At 59.0% G+C, this 17,537-nt stretch carries 18 protein-coding genes; 4 read left to right on the top strand and 14 right to left on the bottom strand.

Features of this window, described 5'->3' with window-relative positions:
• Window positions 1-31 precede the first annotated feature (31 nt).
• On the bottom strand, window positions 32-769 hold the full coding sequence (gene minC / locus D8U69_RS13540; protein WP_056853867.1) for a septum site-determining protein MinC: 738 nt from the start codon (window positions 767-769) through the stop codon (window positions 32-34).
• 118 nt (window positions 770-887) lie between these two features.
• Here minC and D8U69_RS13535 point away from each other — a divergent pair, with 118 nt between their 5' ends.
• Together D8U69_RS13535 and D8U69_RS13530 are read left to right on the top strand one after the other, a co-directional pair.
• On the top strand, window positions 888-1,820 hold the full coding sequence (locus D8U69_RS13535) for a lipid A biosynthesis lauroyl acyltransferase (protein WP_056853850.1): 933 nt from the start codon (window positions 888-890) through the stop codon (window positions 1,818-1,820).
• 35 nt (window positions 1,821-1,855) lie between these two features.
• The gene (locus tag D8U69_RS13530; protein WP_130905391.1) at window positions 1,856-3,028 is read left to right on the top strand and encodes a patatin-like phospholipase family protein; all 1,173 of its coding nucleotides are present in this window, start codon (window positions 1,856-1,858) and stop codon (window positions 3,026-3,028) included.
• A 123-nt stretch (window positions 3,029-3,151) separates the two neighbouring features.
• Here the strand turns inward: D8U69_RS13530 and D8U69_RS13525 are convergent, their stop codons facing one another.
• The 8 genes from D8U69_RS13525 to puuE form a co-directional block, all read right to left on the bottom strand.
• On the bottom strand, window positions 3,152-3,937 hold the full coding sequence (locus tag D8U69_RS13525) for an outer membrane protein OmpK (RefSeq protein WP_130907484.1): 786 nt from the start codon (window positions 3,935-3,937) through the stop codon (window positions 3,152-3,154).
• Window positions 3,938-4,311: 374 nt separating this feature from the next.
• On the bottom strand, window positions 4,312-5,097 hold the full coding sequence (locus tag D8U69_RS13520; RefSeq protein WP_056853846.1) for an outer membrane protein OmpK: 786 nt from the start codon (window positions 5,095-5,097) through the stop codon (window positions 4,312-4,314).
• 193 nt (window positions 5,098-5,290) lie between these two features.
• A complete protein-coding gene (locus D8U69_RS13515) occupies window positions 5,291-6,643 on the bottom strand; it encodes a nucleobase:cation symporter-2 family protein (protein ID WP_130907483.1) in 1,353 nt (450 codons plus the stop codon).
• A 181-nt stretch (window positions 6,644-6,824) separates the two neighbouring features.
• Window positions 6,825-8,129, bottom strand: a complete 1,305-nt coding sequence (locus tag D8U69_RS13505; RefSeq protein WP_130905393.1) for a urate hydroxylase PuuD — start codon at window positions 8,127-8,129, stop codon at window positions 6,825-6,827.
• Window positions 8,130-8,180: 51 nt separating this feature from the next.
• Window positions 8,181-8,684, bottom strand: coding sequence for an ureidoglycolate lyase (locus D8U69_RS13500; protein ID WP_056853843.1), 504 nt, complete (start codon window positions 8,682-8,684; stop codon window positions 8,181-8,183).
• Window positions 8,685-8,822: 138 nt separating this feature from the next.
• Window positions 8,823-9,818 (bottom strand): allantoicase, encoded by a 996-nt coding sequence (gene alc, locus D8U69_RS13490; protein ID WP_130907482.1) that lies wholly within the window; start codon window positions 9,816-9,818, stop codon window positions 8,823-8,825.
• A gap of 88 nt (window positions 9,819-9,906) precedes the next feature.
• Window positions 9,907-10,422: a 2-oxo-4-hydroxy-4-carboxy-5-ureidoimidazoline decarboxylase gene (gene uraD / locus D8U69_RS13485; protein ID WP_130907481.1), complete on the bottom strand. Its 516-nt coding sequence runs from the start codon at window positions 10,420-10,422 to the stop codon at window positions 9,907-9,909.
• Window positions 10,419-11,345: an allantoinase PuuE gene (gene puuE, locus D8U69_RS13480; RefSeq protein WP_130905394.1), complete on the bottom strand. Its 927-nt coding sequence runs from the start codon at window positions 11,343-11,345 to the stop codon at window positions 10,419-10,421. Before puuE ends, uraD begins: the two co-directional genes overlap by 4 nt.
• 435 nt (window positions 11,346-11,780) lie before the next feature.
• Between puuE and uraH the strand changes: the two genes are divergently transcribed.
• The gene (gene uraH / locus D8U69_RS13475) at window positions 11,781-12,134 is read left to right on the top strand and encodes a hydroxyisourate hydrolase (protein ID WP_056853839.1); all 354 of its coding nucleotides are present in this window, start codon (window positions 11,781-11,783) and stop codon (window positions 12,132-12,134) included.
• Between the two features lie 194 nt (window positions 12,135-12,328).
• On the opposite strand, the gene D8U69_RS13470 is transcribed toward uraH, so the two are convergent.
• The 3 genes from D8U69_RS13470 to D8U69_RS13460 all read right to left on the bottom strand — a co-directional run bounded on the left by D8U69_RS13470 (window position 12,329) and on the right by D8U69_RS13460 (window position 15,118).
• Entirely contained in the window at window positions 12,329-12,955 is a 627-nt protein-coding gene (locus D8U69_RS13470) for a LysE family translocator (RefSeq protein WP_056853838.1), read from the bottom strand.
• A 73-nt stretch (window positions 12,956-13,028) separates the two neighbouring features.
• Complete coding sequence (locus D8U69_RS13465; protein WP_236708441.1) at window positions 13,029-14,348, bottom strand: NCS2 family permease; 1,320 nt, start codon at window positions 14,346-14,348, stop codon at window positions 13,029-13,031.
• A gap of 323 nt (window positions 14,349-14,671) precedes the next feature.
• The gene (locus D8U69_RS13460) at window positions 14,672-15,118 is read right to left on the bottom strand and encodes a MarR family transcriptional regulator (protein WP_056853836.1); all 447 of its coding nucleotides are present in this window, start codon (window positions 15,116-15,118) and stop codon (window positions 14,672-14,674) included.
• A gap of 83 nt (window positions 15,119-15,201) precedes the next feature.
• On the opposite strand from D8U69_RS13460, the gene D8U69_RS13455 reads away from it, so the two are divergent.
• Window positions 15,202-16,368, top strand: a complete 1,167-nt coding sequence (locus D8U69_RS13455) for a PLP-dependent aminotransferase family protein (protein WP_130905396.1) — start codon at window positions 15,202-15,204, stop codon at window positions 16,366-16,368.
• A 165-nt stretch (window positions 16,369-16,533) separates the two neighbouring features.
• Here the strand turns inward: D8U69_RS13455 and D8U69_RS13450 are convergent, their stop codons facing one another.
• Window positions 16,534-16,905, bottom strand: a complete 372-nt coding sequence (locus tag D8U69_RS13450) for a glutathione S-transferase N-terminal domain-containing protein (RefSeq protein ID WP_056853834.1) — start codon at window positions 16,903-16,905, stop codon at window positions 16,534-16,536.
• Between the two features lie 104 nt (window positions 16,906-17,009).
• Window positions 17,010-17,537, bottom strand: a 528-nt coding sequence (gene folE / locus D8U69_RS13445) for a GTP cyclohydrolase I FolE (RefSeq protein WP_130907480.1), incomplete at its 5' end; no start/stop codon positions are given.

Genomic DNA, 17,537 nt, shown 5'->3' with positions numbered 1-17,537 from the left:
TAGAGATGCTTGGAAAATGCGGCAGTATCCGTTAAAGCCGAATGATGTTCAACACATCGCCCGACAGGCTGACCTGTACGCCCGAACCCCATAACGGGTCGCGACGCAGGTCTTCGGAGACCTTGTAATGTCCTGCGATCGAAACCAGTTCAGCGCTCATTTGCTGACAGAAAATCCTGGCCTTGGTGTCGCCTTTGACGCCGGCCAACACCCGGCCACGCATGGGGCCGTATACATGGATGTTGCCATCGGCGAGAAGTTCCGCCCCAGGACTGACCGAGGAGATCACCACCAGGTCGCTGCCTTGTGCATAAATCTGCTGGCCACCGCGTACTGGCGAAGTGATGATTTTGGTCGGTTTGATCGTCGGCTCCGGCGGTTTTTCCGGTTTTTTTGCAACGGCGCCTTCGTTCAGGTCCAGCGCACGCTCACGCGCACCGGAGGGCGGCAGCACCGGCAGATCGACCGCGATGGCCGCTGCGATGTCTTCAATGCGGCTGGCACGGATCGCCAGGGTGCGCAGGCCATGCTGGCGGCAGACGCGCATCAGGCCCGGCAGATCGACCGCACCTTCGCTGGCCGGGAGTTTGTCCAGGGCCAGTACCAGCGGCGCATTGCTGAAAAAACCAGGCGCCTGGGCGACCTTGGCGGCCAATTGCCGGTCGAGGCCCTCGAGGTCGTTACGGGCCAGTTCCAGTACCGTAATGGCGAGCATGCTGCCCTTCAGCTGGAACACGGGATCTTGGTCTAGCGGTTCGGTTTGGCTCATGGTCGGCATACAACGACTTGTCACTAAAAGTGCCGAGACTTATAACGAGAACGCCCGCAGGCCGCAAGCCGGGTCGAACGATGTAGAATGCGCGGCCATTGTCTTAACGGATGCATTAATGGACCGCCCGCGTTTTCGAAAAACCTTTCTATCTCCACGTTTCTGGCCGCTGTGGTGTGGCTTGGGGCTGTTGTGGCTGATTGTCCAGCTGCCGTATCCGGCATTGTTGTGGCTCGGTCGCGCGCTCGGCGCCTTGATGTATCGCGTGGCGGGCGACCGACGGCGCATCGCCAAGCGCAATCTGGAGCTGTGTTTCCCGGAAAAGTCCGCGGCCGAGCGCAAGCGCCTGCTCAAGGAAAACTTCGCCTCCACCGGCATCGCGTTCTTCGAAATGGCCATGAGCTGGTGGTGGTCGCGCGAGCGGTTGGCGAAGCTGGCACATATTGAAGGGCTGGAGCATTTGCAGCAGGCTCAGCGCGAAGGCAAGGGCGTGATCCTGATGGCGGTGCATTTCACCACCCTGGAAATCGGTGCGGCGCTGTTGGGCCAGCAGCACACCATCGACGGCATGTACCGCGAGCACAAGAACCCGTTGTTCGACTTCGTCCAGCGCCAGGGACGTGAGCGCCACAACCTCGATTCGCTGGCGGTGGAGCGTGAAGATGTGCGCGGCATGCTCAAGCTGCTGCGTGCGGGGCGGGCGATCTGGTACGCGCCGGATCAAGACTACGGCGCCAAGCAAAGCATTTTCGTGCCGCTGTTCGGCATCCAGGCTGCAACCGTCACCGCCACCAGCAAGTTTGCGCGGCTGGGCAAGGCGCTGGTGGTGCCGTTCACCCAGGAGCGTCTGGCGGATGGCAGCGGTTATCGTCTGGTCATCCATGCGCCGCTCGAAGGCTTCCCCGGCGAAACCGAAGAGGCCGATTGCCTGCGTATCAACCAATGGATCGAAGGCGTGTTGCGCGAATGTCCGGAGCAATACCTGTGGGCGCACCGCCGCTTCAAGAGTCGTCCACCGGGCGAGCCCAAGCTCTACGCAAAACGCGGTTGACCCGCCGCCCCCAATAAGCACCATGGAGTGTTGCAATGAGTCCTGCTGAACCGGTAACTGGTTTGATTCTTTCCGGTGGCGGGGCGCGGGCGGCCTATCAGGTGGGCGTGCTGGCGGCAATTGCCGAGCTTTTGCCCCTGGGCGCGGACAATCCGTTTCCGGTGATTGTCGGCACCTCGGCCGGGGCGATCAATGCAGTCAGCCTGGCCAGCGGCGCCACGGATTTTCGCGCTGCCATCGAACGCTTGACGGTCTTCTGGCAGGGCTTTCGCAGTCGCCTGGTGCTGCGCAGCGACTGGCCAGGCGTCATCCATCAGGCCAGCCGCTTTGTCAGCCACAGTTTGCTGGGGCTCGGTGCTCAGGTGCCGGTTGCGCTGCTTGACAGCTCGCCGCTGCGCCGTTTGCTCAACGACAAGTTGCAGATGACCGGCATCGCCGAATCCATCGCACAAAAGCAGTTGAAGGCGGTGGCGGTGACGGCATTCGGTTACGAGTCGGGGCAGGCCGTGACGTTTTACCAGGGCGGCGGCACAATCGAAGCCTGGTTGCGTCATCGCCGGATCGGCGTTCCTGCGCAATTGTCCGTTGATCACCTGCTGGCCAGTTCAGCCATTCCACTGCTGTTCGCCCCGGTGAAAATCGGCGAGGAATATTTCGGCGATGGCGCGGTGCGGCAGTCAGCACCGATCAGCCCGGCGCTGCACCTGGGCGCCAATCGTGTGCTGGTGGTGGGCGTCAGCGGCAACCCGCGAGGCGTCGACCCCGAACATCCGTTGCAACGTGTCTACACCGGCCAGCAACCGACGCTGGCGCAAATCGGTGGGCACATGCTCAACAGTACGTTCATCGACAGCCTGGAAAGCGACATTGAGTTGTTGCGCCGCTTGAATCAGTTCAGCCACCTCATGCCTGACGGTACGCCGACGCGCACTCTGGGCGTGGCTCCTGTCGAGGTGTTGGTGATTTCACCGAGTCAGCCAATCGACGAGATCGCTGCACGTCATCGCCAGGAACTGCCGGCGGCATTGCGGCTGTTTTTGCGCGGACCGGGCGCGACCAAGACCAGTGGCGCGGGCGTGTTGAGTTATCTGCTGTTCGAGGCGGGGTACTGCAGCGAGTTGATTGATCTGGGGCGGCGCGATGCGTTGGCCAAGCGCGGGGAATTAAGCCGGTTTCTTGGGTTGGCGGAGCCTGTGGTTTCGGCTTGAGATCGTTGGTGCGGCTATCGCGAGCAAGCTTTGCTCCTACCGGTTTTGTGTCGTTCAGATAATTGGCGAACGACACAAAACCGGTAGGAGCAAAGCGAAGACGTCCTTACAGACGCTGAAGGATCAGAAGTGAACCTTAACCAGGAAACTGGTCACGCTCTGATCGGTCTTGAAGCCCTGGCTGTCTTCAATCCCGTACTTGTTCTTCCAGTAGTCATACTCGACACCGACGTACAACTGCTTCTCTCCCAGGCTCAGCGCCTTGCCCAGGTCGTACTTGATCTGTGGATTGAAGTGCAGGTTGGCGTGATATTCGCCTTTGTCGTTGACGTCGTTGTCGACCACCCAGTCCATGAAACCATCGATCAGGATGTCTGAGTCGCCGACCGGGACAGTGTAGGACCAGACTGGCGTGACTTGCCACACGTCATCCCCCGCGCGACTGCCTTCAGTGTGGCGGTTGTAGAAGTTCAGTTGGAAATAATCAAAGCCCGGAATGGCCAGGTCGAAACCCGGACCGATCAGGTAAGACTCGGTGTCGTTTTCGCCGAACTCGTAGGTCATGGCCAACAGCACGTCTTTGATCGGGCCGAATTCGACTTTCTGGTCGAAGATCTTGTTGAACGACAGCCGTGGGCTGAGTTCGCCGTAATGGGTGTTTTCACCGGCGAAGCCGTCTTCCTTGCCGTTGTAGAAAATCTTGTCGATAAAGAAGAAGTTATCGCCGTATTTCCAGCCATCGGCGTGTTCGAAGGTCACCGTCTGCTGGATGCGCGGATTGACCTGGAAGTCTTTGCCATACAAGTAAGTCAGGCTGTTGTTCTGCCATTGCAGCAGATCGCCCGCCATCGCCTGACCCCCCGCCAGCATGGATCCCGCCAGCATCAGGCTAGTGCACGTACGTTTCATTCGGTTGCTCCCAAAAAGTAGGTGTTCCACGTATTTTTTTAAGGTCGGCGCTCTGGTGTGGCGCCTTTTTTCGTTGCGGTAAATATTCATCCAATCGGTCAGCTTTCATGCTGTTAGCAAGAGCTGCGCCAAGGCATTCGAAAAGCAAAAAAACTCCCGCTCGGCTGCTCAAAAACAGTCGATTGAGAGGGGTATGGGGATGCCTTGATACCGTCCAGAGCCGGGATAAGTTGGCTTTCTGGTCAGGAATTAAATCCGGGCTTTTTTTTAAAGCGGATTCAGGCGGCCGCGGAGAATACTGACTCCTTGGCCAGGTCTCAAGTGCCCCGCAACAGCGCACCGACGACAGGTGTGGCGCACGGTTGCGGGTCATTTTAGAAATGCACCTTCACCAGCAGGCTGGTGGTGTTTTCATTGGTATCGAAGTTCGCGGTGTTTTCGATGCCGTACTTGTCTTTCCAGTAGCTGTACTCGGCGCCGACGTACACCTGTTTCTCCCGCCAGCCGAGGGCTTTGCCCAGGTCGTACTTGATCTGCGGGTTGAAGTGCACGTTGGCGTGATAGGTGCCGCGCGAGTTCTGGTCGTTATCCACAACCCAGTCTATGTAACCGTCAATCAACAGGCTCGAATTGCCCAGCGGCACGGTATAGGACCAGGCCGGGGTGATCTGCCAGACGTCGTCGCCGGGGCGCGAACCTTCGGTGTGGCGGTTATAAAAGTTCAAGGTGAAAAAATTGAAGCCGGGGATCGCAAGGTCGAAGCCGGGGCCGATCAGGTAGGCCTCGGTGTCGTCTTCGCCGTTCTCGTAAGTCATGGCCAGCAGCACATCCTTGATCGGACCGAATTCGAAACGGCGGTCGAGGATTTTGCCGAGGGACAACCGCGGACTGAACTCGCCGTAATAGGCGTGGACGCCTTTGTTCCGGTCTTTCTCGCCGTTGTAGTAAGTGCTGTCGATGAACATGAAGTTGTCGCCGTACTTCCAGCGGTCGGCGTGCTCAAAGGTTATCGTTTGTTGAATCGACGGGTTGACCGCGAAGTCCTTGCCGTACAGATAGCTCAGGCTGTTGGTCTGCCACAGCAGCAAATCGCCGGCCATGGCCTGGCTAGCAGCCAGCAGGCCAGCACCCAACAGCAGGTTGGTTGTTGTCCGAATCATCTGTTGCTCCCTCTTGTTGTTATTTTCAAGGCGCAGCAAACCCCTACCCTGTAAGAGCGAGACTGCTCCGGGCGGCGTTCCGACGATGGTCGTCAACGATTACGCGTGTTATCTGGATAACGCGGTGTTCTCGGGTTCATCGTCGGAACGCCGCCCGGAGCAGGCTCGCTCCTACAGGGGCGGCGTTTCTGTCTTAGTGGGCGTGGCAGTCGTTGATGGCCGCGCGCTCGGCGCCGCCAAGAATGTTGAACAGCAGGTTCAGCGTGAGCGCGCTGAGGGTGGCCATGGCGATACCGCTGTGGGTGATCGGGCTCATCCACAGCGGAAGGTGGGCAAAAAATTCCGGACGGACCACCGGGATCAGGCCCATGCCGATGCTCACCGCTACCAGCAACTGATTGCGACGGTCACCGATGTCGGCCTCCTGAAGAATCTTGATGCCCGTGGCGGCAACCATGCCGAACATCGCAATCGCCGCGCCACCCAATACCGCTGGCGGAATCGACGCCACCAGGAATGCGGCCTTGGGCAGCAGGCTCAAGACGATCAACAAGCCGCCGGCGACGATGGTCACCGAACGGCAGCGTACGCCGGTCATCTGCACCAGGCCGATGTTCTGGGCGAAGGACGAGTGAGTGAAGGTGTTGAAAAAGCCTGCGAAAAACGACGCGCCGGCATCACACAACAAGCCGCGGCGCAGCATCCGCGGGCAGACTTCCTGGCCGGTAATTTTGCCCAGCGCGAGGAACATCCCGGTGGACTCGACGAAAATGATTACCACGACAAGGCACATCGAAAGGATCGGCGCGAGTTCGAACTTCGGCATGCCGAAGTGCAGCGGGGTGACGAATTGCAGCCATGGCGCTTGGGCCATGCCGCTGAGGTCGACCATGCCGAGCACGCCACAGAGCACGTAGCCCAGGCACATGCCGATCAGCACGGAAATGTTGACCCAGAAACCGCGCATGAAGCGGTGCACCAGCAAAATGGTACCCAGCACCAGCGCGGCGATGATCAGGTAAATCGGTGAACCGAATTGCGCGGCATCCGCACCGCCGCCGGCCCAGTTCACGGCCACGGGGAACAGCGACAAACCGATCGAGGTGATGACCGTACCGGTCACCAGAGGCGGGAAGAAGCGCACGACCTTGGACATGAACGGGGCGATGAGCATGCCGAAGAAGCCGGCAGCGATGGTCGCACCGAAGATGCCTTGCATGCCGATGCCAGGCATGCCGGCCATGGCGACCATGCTGCCGACAGCGGCAAAACTGGCGCCCATCATCACCGGCATGCGGATGCCCATGGGGCCGATACCAAGAGATTGAACGATGGTGGCGATGCCGGCGACCAGCAGGTCGGCGTTGATCAGGAAGGCGATTTCTTCACGACTCAGGCCAGCGGCCTGTCCGATGATCAGCGGCACCGCGATGGCGCCACCGTACATCAGCAGAACATGTTGCAGACCGACCAGAATCAGTTGCAATAGGGGCAATCGCTGAATGGCGGGTGCGTCGGGGATGCGTGCTTTGGAGAGCTCGGACATGCAACACCTCGGATCTTTTTTATTCTTGTGATTTTTGTAAGGCAGACCTGTGGCGAGGGAGCTTGCTCCCGCTGGACTGCGCAGCAGTCCCCTTCTTTTCAGATAGAGAGGGGGCCGCTTCGCGGCCCAGCGGGAGCATCCCTTGCCACAAAAGCCCGCTTGTCACAGGCTTTTGTGTTGCTTAGTTGGTCGGAGCTCCCTGCACAATCCAGGCGCCGATCAGGTCACGTTCCTGCTGAGTCATCTGAGTGATGTTGCCCAGTGGCATGATCTGAGTGGCGACGGCTTGAGCCTGGATCCGCGCGGCGTTTTGGCGGATCTGCTCGGGGGTGTCGAACATCACTCCGCCCGGGGCTGCGCTGAACAGTGGGCTGGTCGGTTTGGCCGAGTGGCAGACCGAGCAGCGTTCCTGAATCACACTGTGCACTTTGTCAAAGCTCGGACCGGCGTTGGTCGCTTGCGCCGGGGCGGCGGCAGGCGTTTCTGCGGGTTTGGCTTCGGCCGGTTTCAAGCCACCGCCCACTGCAGTTTCCGGCAATGGCTGGTATTCGATGGCAGCAGGGGCCTTGGCTACTTCGGGGGCGCTGGACATCGGCTTCGGACCGGACACGTACGCCAGGCAAATCATGCCCACCGCTGCCACCGGCAGGGTCCAGGCAAATTTGTGGCTGTCGTGACGGGTGTTGAAGTAGTGACGCACCAACACCGCCAGCACCGCGATCCCGGCCAGAATCAGCCAGTTGTACTGGCTGCCGTAGGTGCTCGGGAAGTGGTTGCTGATCATGATGAACAGCACGGGCAAGGTGAAGTAGTTGTTGTGGCGCGAACGCAGCAAGCCTTTGGCTGGCAGCGCCGGGTCCGGCGTGCGATTCTCGGCGATGGCCGCCACCAGTGCGCGTTGCGCCGGCATGATGATGCGGAACACGTTGCCGACCATGATGGTGCCGATGATCGCGCCGACGTGCAGGTACGCACCACGACCGCTGAACACCTTGCTGAAGCCATAGGCCGCGCCGATGATCAGGACGAACAGGATGAAGCCGAGCAGGGCAGGGCGTTTGCCCAGGGCCGAGTCGCAAAGGAAGGAGTAGACGAACCAGCCGATGAACAGCGAGCCGATGCCGATGGCCACGCCTTCAGGACCGCTCAGGGTGCTGCCCGGAGCCAGCAGGTAGAGCGTCGGGTTGGAGTAGAACACCACGCACAGCAGCGCGATACCCGACATCCAGGTGAAGTAGGCTTCCCATTTGAACCAGTGCAGGTTGTCCGGCATGGTCGGTGGAGCCAGTTTGTATTTTTCCAGGTGGTAGATACCGCCGCCGTGGATCGCCCACAAATCACCGGCCAGACCGCTTTTCGGGTTGACCCGATTGAGGTTGTTTTCCAGCCAGACGAAGTAGAACGATGCGCCGATCCAGGCCACACCAGTAATCATATGAACCCAGCGCACGCTCAGGTTCAGCCATTCCAACAGATGTGCTTCCACAGTCTTTACCTCTCGCCTGTCACTCTTGTTGTCGAGTGATCAGACCTTCTCTTATTGGTGGGGGGCGAGGATCAAACGCTCATCCTCTTTGAAAAAATGCTCATCGCAGTTATTGCCTGTGCCACTGCGATCAACCACCAGGAAGTCATCCCGCTTTTCGATCGTCAGCACCGGGTGGTGCCAGACGCCGCGATGGTAATTGATGCCCTGCCTGCCGTTGGTGACGAAGGCGCGGACCAAGCCTGATACAGGTTCATCGCCAACTGGCGCGACCACGATCAGAAAGGGGTTGCCGAGCAGCGGAATGAAAGCCTGGCTGCCCAGCGGATGGCGCTCCAGCATGCTGACGGTCAGCGGCATGTCCTGCGCGTCGGCGCGGAATATGCTGATGATCGCTTTGTCCTCCGGCGTAGCGGTTTCCACCGTCGCCAGTTTATGGAAGCGCATGGTCGAACCGTTGTTGATCATGAAGTGATCGCTGCCGTCGGTTTCGATCACGTCACCGAAAGGGGCGAAGGCTTCTTTGGTCAGCGGTTCAATCGTCAATGTGCGCATGCTGGTCTTCTTACCTTGAATTCTGTGTTGATTATTGTGGCGAGGGAGCTTGCTCCCGCTGGACTGCGCAGCAGTCCCTTTTTTTGGGGCCGCTTCGCAGCCCAGCGGGAGCAAGCCCCCTCGCCACAGGTTCAGCGCTTACTTCGCAACCTTGCCCAATACACGCAGGCGGCTGACGCCACCGTCCGGGAACACGTTCAGGCGGATGTGGGTGATCGGGCCCAGTGCCTTGATCTGCTCGGCGAAGGTGTGTTCGGCGTGCATTTCCAGCTTCTGGCTTGGCAGCAGTTCGCGCCAGAACAGCGACTGGGTTTCGATCTGGCTGTCGGTGCCGCCTTTCACGAACGCGCCCTGGATCGAGCAGCTGTCCGGGTAGTTGCCTTTGAAGTGCAGGGTGTCGACGATGATTTTCTCGATCTCGCCCGGGTGCCCCAGCGCGACGATCACCCAGTCATTGCCCGGGGTGCGACGACGTGCGGTTTCCCAGCCATCGCCCATGTTGATGCCACGGCCCGGGTTGAGGATGTTGCTCATGCGGCCGAAGTGTTCATCGGAGCAGGCGAGGGCGCGGCCACCATTGAGGGCGGCGGCCAGGTCGACTTGCTCGTTGTCGCCGACAGCGGACCAGTCGCGGAACGGAATGCCATAGACGCGCAGACGGGCAACACCACCGTCCGGGTAGATGTTGAAGCGCAGGTGGCTGAACGCCTGGTCGTTGCTGATTTCGTGGTAGTGGTGGCTGTTGCCTTGCAGCTCGACGGCGGACAGCACTTCAGTCCACTGGGTGTTGTCGTCCGGCTCGCCCGAGGCCAGGAAGCAGGCTTCCAGGGAGGCCGACGGCGGGAAGTTGCCGGTGAAGAATGAAGTGTCGATGTCGACGCCCTTGATCGATCCCGGTACGCCCAGGCGGATCACAGCGCTGTCGTAGCCTTCGAAGCGCTTGCGGCGCGACTCCCAGCCGTCCATCCACTTGCCGTTGTCGTCGAACACGCCCTCCTTCCACACGGCCGGGGTCGGTTGGAACAGACGGTTGGCGTCTGCGAACCAGTCATCGGTGACCGAGATGATTTTGGTGCCCAGGCGGGCGTCGGCCAGGTTGACGAACTTCTCGAAAGGTACGGCGTAAGCTTTCATTCTTCTTGTCTGCCTTTAATAAGTTGGCTTGGGATGCTTGCAAGGCCCTGGGTACTGTTTGCGTTTGAAAGTACTCGGGCCAGGCTTGCTATAGGGTCAGTAATCGGAACAGGGCGATCTTGTTGATCTCCGCCAGCGCGCATTTGAATTCGGTGTCTGCCGAGTTGTGAATGCGCGTTTCGAACGCCGCGAGGATCTGATGCCGGTTGCTGCCTTTTACCGCCATGATGAAGGGAAACTTGAACTTGGCCTTGTAGGCGTCGTTCAGCTCGGTGAAGCGAGAAAACTCTTCGGCCGTGCATTGGTGAATACCGGCGCCAGCCTGTTCATTGGTGCTGGCTTCGGTCAGTTGGCCCTGGACGGCGGCTTTGCCGGCCAGGTCCGGGTGAGCGTTGATCAGGGCCAGTTGGCTTTGCTGATCGGCACTCAACAGGATGTCGCTCATGCGCTGGTGCAGGGTTTCGATCTCGTCGATCGAGGCGTCCTGGCCCAGGTCGAAGGCCTTCTCGGCCACCCATGGCGAATGTTCGTAGATGTCGGCGAAGGCTTTGACGAAGGCGTCGCGGCTCAAGGTCGATGGTTTCACTGTTTGAAAGGCGCTCATTTCGCGGCCCCTTGGTACGGGTGGGTTGCTTGCCAGTGACGCGCGATGTCGACGCGGCGGCTGAACCACACCTGTTCATGACTTTTAGCGTATTCGATAAAGCGCTTGAGCGAAGCCAGACGCGCCGGACGGCCGATCAGCCGGCAGTGCAGGCCGATCGACAGCATTTTCGGGGCTTCGGCGCCTTCGGCGTAGAGCACGTCGAACGCATCCTTGAGGTATTCGAAGAAGTCGTCGCCCTTGTTGAAACCCTGGACCTGGGTGAAGCGCATGTCGTTGGTGTCCAGGGTGTAGGGGATCACCAGGTGCGGCTTGCCGGTCGGGTTGTTCGGTTCCCAGTAGGGCAGGTCGTCGTCGTAGGTGTCGCAGTCGTAGAGGAAACCGCCTTCTTCCATCACCAGTTTGCGGGTGTTGGGGCCGGTGCGGCCGGTGTACCAGCCCAGCGGACGCTCGCCGGTGATTTCGGTAAGGATGCGGATCGCTTCGAGCATGTGCTCGCGTTCCTGGGCTTCATCCATGTACTGGTAGTCGATCCAGCGGTAGCCGTGGCTGCAGATCTCGTGGCCGGCATCGACCATGGCGCGGATCACATCCGGGTGACGCTGGGCAGCCATGGCCACGGCGAAGATGGTCAGCGGGATGTCGAATTCCTTGAACAGTTTCAGAATCCGCCAGACACCGGCGCGGCTGCCATACTCGTAAAGCGATTCCATGCTCATGTTGCGCGCGCCTTGCAGCGGCTGGGCGGACACCATTTCCGAGAGAAACGCTTCGGACTCTTTATCGCCGTGCAGGATATTGCGCTCGCCGCCTTCTTCGTAATTGAGTACGAACGACAGGGCAATGCGGGCGTTGCCCGGCCAGTGTGGGTGCGGAGGGTTACTGCCGTAACCGATCAGGTCGCGAGGGTAGTCAGCGCTCACTGCAGTCTTCCTTCTTGTATGCGTGGTGACAGTTGGTGTGACGCGACTAAAGGTTGGATCACTGGCTGGCGTCACAGCGATGGGTTGATTGTATACAACTTTATATTCACTTTGTAAGCCTGATTTTTTGCATTTTTCGTTAACGGTCATCTTCACGTGCTACTGACAAGTACCTGCAAGAAATCTGCCCGACTGGTCAGTTAATGATTGCAGCGTATAGAAAGCATATGGTTTCGCAGGAAAATGACAGAAATTTCTGTCATGGCGCTATCGGTCGCTAAAATGTCGTTTTTATTGTGTACAATTTTTATGAAAAGTGTCTTAATCAATCGCTCGCCGCAGCTTTTCGTGCTCCGAATCGGTGCGGTCTCCTTTTCACCTGACTTCGGGAGGCGCGAAGTCTGACTGCTCCACGCAGGCAGGCGCGCAGAATCAATGGGACGTTTGACTACACACGTTTTGGACGCTGCACATGGTTGCCCGGGCAGCTCGATCAAGGTCGAGTTGTACCGCGTTGAAGGTTCGCACCTGGAATTGGTCGCCAGCGCGATAACCAACAGCGACGGTCGTGTCGATGCGCCGCTGCTGCAGGGTGACGATTACCGTACCGGGGTTTATCAGGTTCAGTTCCATGCAGGCGATTACTACCGCGCCCGCGGCGTTCAGCTGCCGGAGCCGGCGTTTCTGGATGTGGTGGTGCTGCGTTTTGGCATCAACGCCGAGCAGGATCATTACCATGTTCCGCTGCTGATCTCGCCTTACAGCTATTCCACGTACCGCGGCAGCTGATCCCCCAAGCAGCTGCCACCACCTGGAAGCGACTGCGCATATAGCTTCTTTGGTCTTTCGCCCGCTCACACTGCGGGCTTTTTTTCGTCTGTGGAAAAGTGCTGACCGGGCTGACGCCATCGCGGGCAAGCCTTGCTCCTACAGGTTTCGTGTCGAATGACCGTAGGAGCAAAGCTTGCTCGCGATGCTTTTGCTTAACGACTCAACAAAGATGCCGCGCCCGCGCCACTGAACAACCCGGCACTCACCCGGTTGAACCAGCTCTGCCCCTTGCCGCTGCGCAAATAGCGCGCCGCACCATGGGCGCCGAGGCCGTAGGCCAATTTGCACAGCAGGTCCAGCACGGTCCAGGTCGCAATCATCACCAGCAACTGCGGCAGGAACGGCTGTTCGGCACTGAGGAACTGCGGCAGAAACGCGGCGAAGAACAGGATGTCTTTCGGGTTGCTGGCGCCGAGCATGAATGCACGGCCGAACAGTGCGCGAAAGCGCGGCACGGGCGCTGCCAGTGGCACTTCAGCGCCATGGGACGGTTGACGCGATTGCTGCCAGCTCTGCCAGGCGAGGTAGAACAGATACAGCGCGCCGACGATCTTCAAGGCGCTGAACAGCTGTTCCGAGGCCAGCAACAAAGCGCCCAGGCCCAGTGCCGAGGCGCTCAACAGGCAAATCGAAGCGATCACCCCGCCGAGAAATGCCGGGTAAGAACGGCGCAAACCGTAATTCAGGCTGTTGCTGATCATCAACAGTGACAGTGGCCCCGGGATCAGGATCACTACCAGTGCCGCGCCGCTGAACAGCAGCCAGGTTTCCAGACTCATCACTTTCCTCCATTTGCACAAAAGCCTCACCCGACGGGGTGAGGCTGTTTCGAAACGTGTCCCGCGTTAAGGCTTACAAGAAGATGAACTTGGCGATGAAGATCGCGCAGAGCACCCACAGGCTGACGGAAATTTCCTTGTACTTGCCGGTACCGGCCTTCAACGCCACGTAGGTGATGAAGCCCAGTGCGATACCGTCGGCGACCGAGAAAGTCAGCGGCATCATGATGGCGGTAACGATCGCCGGAATGCTGTCGGTCGCTTCATCCCATTCGATATGGGCCATGCCGCCCATCATCAGCATCGCGACATAAATCAGTGCGCCAGCGGTGGCATAGGCGGGGATCATGCCGGCCAGCGGAGCGAAAAACATCGCTGCGATAAATAACACGCCTACGGTGACAGCGGTAAGACCAGTGCGACCACCCGCGGCTACGCCCGCGGCACTTTCCACGTAACTGGTAACCGGTGGCACGCCGACCACGGCACCGAATACGCTGGATGCGCTGTCGGCTTTCATCGCGCGGGAGAGGTTTTCGATGCGACCGTCAGGCGCCACCAGATTGGCACGTTGTGCCACGCCCATCAGGGTGCCGGCGGTGTCGAACATGTGGACGAAAAGGAACGCCAGAACCACACTGATCATGCTGACGTTGAATACGCCCGCGACGTTCATGGCCATCCAGGTCGGAGCCAGGCTCGGCGGTGCGGACATGATCCCTTCGTAATGCACCAGGCCCAGGCCCCAGCCGGCGAGGGTGACGGTGATGATGCTGATGAGGATCGCGCCGAACACCCGGTGGTAGCTGAGGATGGCGATCATCAGGAAGCACACGGCAGCCAACAGCGGGCCAGGCTCGCGCAAGGAACCAAGCTTGATCAGAGTAGCCGGGCTATCGACGACGATACCTGCGGTTTTCAAGCCGATCAGCCCCAGAAATAGACCAACGCCCGCGCCCATGGCGTAGCGCAGGCTTACCGGAATGCTGTTGAGCAGCCATTCACGAATCCTGGAAAAGGTCAGGATCATGAACAACACACCGGAAACAAACACCGCACCGAGGGCGGTTTCCCAGTTGTAGCCCATGGTGCCGACGACGGTGTAAGTAAAGAACGCATTCAGGCCCATGCCTGGTGCCAGGCCGACCGGCCAGTTGGCGTAAAGGCCCATCAACAGGCAACCCAGGGCGGCGGCGATGCAGGTAGCGACGAACGCCGCGCCATGGTCGATCCCGGCGTCGGCCATGATGTTCGGGTTGACGAAGATGATGTAGGCCATCGTGATGAAGGTAGTCAGACCGGCAATCAACTCGGTCTTCACCGTGGTGCCATGCAAGCTGAGTTTGAACAGACGTTCCAGCCAGCCATTGCGTAGTGGCGGCGAGAGATCCAGCGTCGATGCTTCGGATTTGCGGCTTTCCACAGCGAGTACTCCTCAAGAGTTTTATTTTTATTTCCAGGGCCGGACCCATGAGGGCGGCGGCGGCCCTTTGAGGCACTTGCGAATTTGTTGACCGGTTGGTCAGGAACTCGCACGAAGTGGATTATGCTTTTGTATACAAATAAAGCAAATAATGTTTTTGATTTTGTCGACGAAAGTTTTGGCAATAGGGATATATCGCCTTCGAAGGCCTCATCGCCAGCAGGCTGGCTCCCACTGGTTTGTGAACGCAGATCACTGTGGGAGCCAGCCTGCTGGCGATGGGAGCAGAGCAGTCAGTCAATAACAGTCTGACTTTTCCCAAGAGCCAGATTCACCGCCAACCACCCATCCACCGCCGTCTCACCAGCGTCTGCAAACACCCGCTCCAGCAATTTCACCTGCTCGCGACGCAGCGACTGCTCGAACCGTGCTCCGTCATCGGTCAGCTCCAACAACCGTTTCCGTTTGTCCGTCTGCGACGCCACGCTGTTCACCAAATGCATTTCCACCAACTGTCGTAGCGGCATGTTCAGCGCCTGTTTGCTCACGCCGAGCAATGCCAGCAATTCTTTCACGCTGAGGTTCGGGTAACGGGCGATAAAAAACACGATGCGCTGATGCACCCGGCTCAAGCCGCGGCGTTCAAGCATTTCATCGGCCTTGGCCGTGAAAGCCTGGTAACCGAAGAAAAACGCTTCCATGGCCTGTTGCTGGGAAATCGGGTTTTTAAGGTCAATCATGTTGACGTATCCGCTTGTGCTGTCGTAATTTCGGTCAATAAGTTTGACTCATTTTCCTCATGCCAGGCTACCGGGTGACTTCCATGGCTTTTTCCGAACGTGTCTCACGCCTTAAAAGTTCTTTGATCCGTGAAATCCTTGCCGCCGCTCAGCGCCCGCAGGTGATGTCGTTCGCTGGAGGTCTGCCGGCTGAGGTCATGTTGCCCAAGGTCGATTGGACCGACATGCCGCTGTCCATCGGCCAATACGGCATGAGCGAAGGCGAGCCGGCATTGCGTGAAGCTCTGGCGGCAGAGGCCGGGAAGTTGGGCTTACAGTGTGAGGCGAGCCAGGTGTTGGTGGTGAGCGGCTCCCAGCAGACCCTCGATCTGGCCGCCAAGCTCTACATCGACAAAGGCACCGAGGTTTTTCTCGAGGCGCCGACTTACCTGGCGGCACTGCAGATTTTTCAGTTGTTCGGCGCGGACTGCATCACTGTCCCATTGGAGGCTGATGGCCCGGACCTGGTGCAATTGCGCACTCGCCTGGCGCAGCATCGTCCTGCCTTCATCTACCTGATCCCGACTTTCCAGAACCCGTCCGCGGTGCGTTACAGCGAAGCCAAGCGTGACGCCGTGGCAGCCTTGCTCGATGAATTCGGCGTGACCTTGATTGAAGACGAGCCCTATCGCGAATTAACCTTCGATGGCGGCAGCGCGACCCCGATTGTCAGTCGTTTGAAAACAGCCAGCTGGATCTACACCGGTACCGTGTCGAAAACCCTGATGCCCGGTCTGCGCGTCGGCTACCTGATCGCCAGCCCCGACCTGTTCCCGCATTTGCTCAAGCTCAAGCAATCGGCGGACTTGCACACCAATCGGGTCGGCCAATGGCAAGCCTTGCAATGGATCGGCAACGAGCGGTATCGACAGCATCGCAGTGAACTGCGCGAATTTTACCGAGGGCGTCGGGATGCGTTCCAGGCCGCGCTGCAAACGCACTTCGCTGATCTGGCGGATTGGAACGAGCCGCAGGGCGGGCTGTTTTTCTGGTTGCGGCTCAAGCAGCCGCTGGACACTCGTACCTTGCTCAACGATGCACTGGCCAATGATGTGGCGTTCATGCCGGGCGAGCCGTTCTTTCCAGAACCGGACAAGCATCACGGCTATTTGCGACTCAACTTCAGCCATATCGAACCGGCGCGGCTGGATGAAGGGCTCAAGCGTCTGGCGGCAGTGGTGCGGCAAGCGCAGATAGATAAAGCGGCCTGAAATGAATAAACCGGCTGATGAGCCGGTTTATTTTTGTCCGGGATTTGTAGCATTTGTGCCGGCCTCATCGCTGGCGAGCCAGCTCCCACAAGTGATGTGAGCACCACAAGACCCTGTGGGAGCTGGCTTGCCAGCGATGGCGCCGGCTCAAACAATCCAAATCATTCAGGCTGCCGCAAACCGCTTGTCCAGATAATCAATAATCACCTTGGACTCATACATCCAGGTCGTCTGCCCATTTTCTTCAATCCGCAGGCACGGCACTTTGATCTTGCCGCCTTGCTCCAGCAGGGCCTGGCGGTCTTGCTCGTTGTTTTTCGCATCACGCAACGCCACCGGTACATTCAAGCGATGCAAGGTGCGGCGGGTTTTCACGCAGAACGGGCAGGCGTGGAATTGATACAGGGTCAGGCCCTTGGCGGCGGATTCGACCTGCGCCTGAGCAGCGGCGGGGCGCTTCTTTTTGCTTGGGCGGGTGATGAAGTCGATGAAGATGATCAGTTGGCCAAGGCCGACACGAAGCGCTTTTACGAACACGTTGAAAGCCTCACGGGGCAAATGAAGAAAGGCGCGCAGCTTACCTGATTTTTCACAGGCGAAAAAAAACCGGCGATGAATGCCGGTTTTCCTTGTGTTGCGAATTACTTGATGAGGCTGAGGAATTCGCTGCGGGTGGCGGCGTTCTCGCGGAACTCCCCGAGCATCACCGAGGTGATCATCGTCGAGTTCTGCTTTTCCACACCACGCATCATCATGCACATGTGCTTGGCCTCGATCACCACTGCAACGCCCAGGGCGCCGGTGACCTGCTGGACCGCGTCGGCGATCTGGCGGCTGAGGTTTTCCTGGATCTGCAGGCGGCGAGCGTACATATCGACGATGCGCGCGACTTTCGAAAGCCCCAACACCTTGCCGCTCGGGATGTAGGCGACATGCGCCTTGCCGATGAACGGCAGCAAATGGTGCTCGCACAACGAGTACAGCTCGATGTCCTTGACCAGCACCATTTCGCTATTGTCGGAGCTGAACAAGGCACCATTGGTGACTTCTTCGAGCGTCTGTTCATAACCGCGGCAGAGGTACTGCATGGCTTTGGCGGCACGTTTTGGCGTGTCGAGCAGGCCTTCGCGGGACACGTCCTCGCCCAATTGGCCGAGAATCGCGGTGTA

Origin of the sequence: Pseudomonas sp. Sample_16 (genome assembly GCF_004307665.1) — a bacterium.
GTDB lineage: Bacteria > Pseudomonadota > Gammaproteobacteria > Pseudomonadales > Pseudomonadaceae > Aquipseudomonas.
Note: the sequence above shows the minus strand (reverse complement) of the source record. Positions and strands in the feature narration are given on the sequence as shown.

What these genes read in the sequence shown, in the direction of transcription:
- D8U69_RS13525 (WP_130907484.1), bottom strand. Translation starts at nt 3,937, where the DNA reads ATGAAACGTACGTGCACTAGCCTGATGCTGGCGGGATCCATGCTGGCG.
- D8U69_RS13535 (WP_056853850.1), top strand. Translation starts at nt 888, where the DNA reads ATGGACCGCCCGCGTTTTCGAAAAACCTTTCTATCTCCACGTTTCTGG.
- minC (WP_056853867.1), bottom strand. Translation starts at nt 769, where the DNA reads ATGAGCCAAACCGAACCGCTAGACCAAGATCCCGTGTTCCAGCTGAAG.
- D8U69_RS13460 (WP_056853836.1), bottom strand. Translation starts at nt 15,118, where the DNA reads ATGATTGACCTTAAAAACCCGATTTCCCAGCAACAGGCCATGGAAGCG.
- uraD (WP_130907481.1), bottom strand. Translation starts at nt 10,422, where the DNA reads ATGAGCGCCTTTCAAACAGTGAAACCATCGACCTTGAGCCGCGACGCC.
- D8U69_RS13520 (WP_056853846.1), bottom strand. Translation starts at nt 5,097, where the DNA reads ATGATTCGGACAACAACCAACCTGCTGTTGGGTGCTGGCCTGCTGGCT.
- alc (WP_130907482.1), bottom strand. Translation starts at nt 9,818, where the DNA reads ATGAAAGCTTACGCCGTACCTTTCGAGAAGTTCGTCAACCTGGCCGAC.
- D8U69_RS13470 (WP_056853838.1), bottom strand. Translation starts at nt 12,955, where the DNA reads ATGAGTCTGGAAACCTGGCTGCTGTTCAGCGGCGCGGCACTGGTAGTG.
- D8U69_RS13530 (WP_130905391.1), top strand. Translation starts at nt 1,856, where the DNA reads ATGAGTCCTGCTGAACCGGTAACTGGTTTGATTCTTTCCGGTGGCGGG.
- uraH (WP_056853839.1), top strand. Translation starts at nt 11,781, where the DNA reads ATGGGACGTTTGACTACACACGTTTTGGACGCTGCACATGGTTGCCCG.
- D8U69_RS13455 (WP_130905396.1), top strand. Translation starts at nt 15,202, where the DNA reads ATGGCTTTTTCCGAACGTGTCTCACGCCTTAAAAGTTCTTTGATCCGT.
- D8U69_RS13500 (WP_056853843.1), bottom strand. Translation starts at nt 8,684, where the DNA reads ATGCGCACATTGACGATTGAACCGCTGACCAAAGAAGCCTTCGCCCCT.
- D8U69_RS13515 (WP_130907483.1), bottom strand. Translation starts at nt 6,643, where the DNA reads ATGTCCGAGCTCTCCAAAGCACGCATCCCCGACGCACCCGCCATTCAG.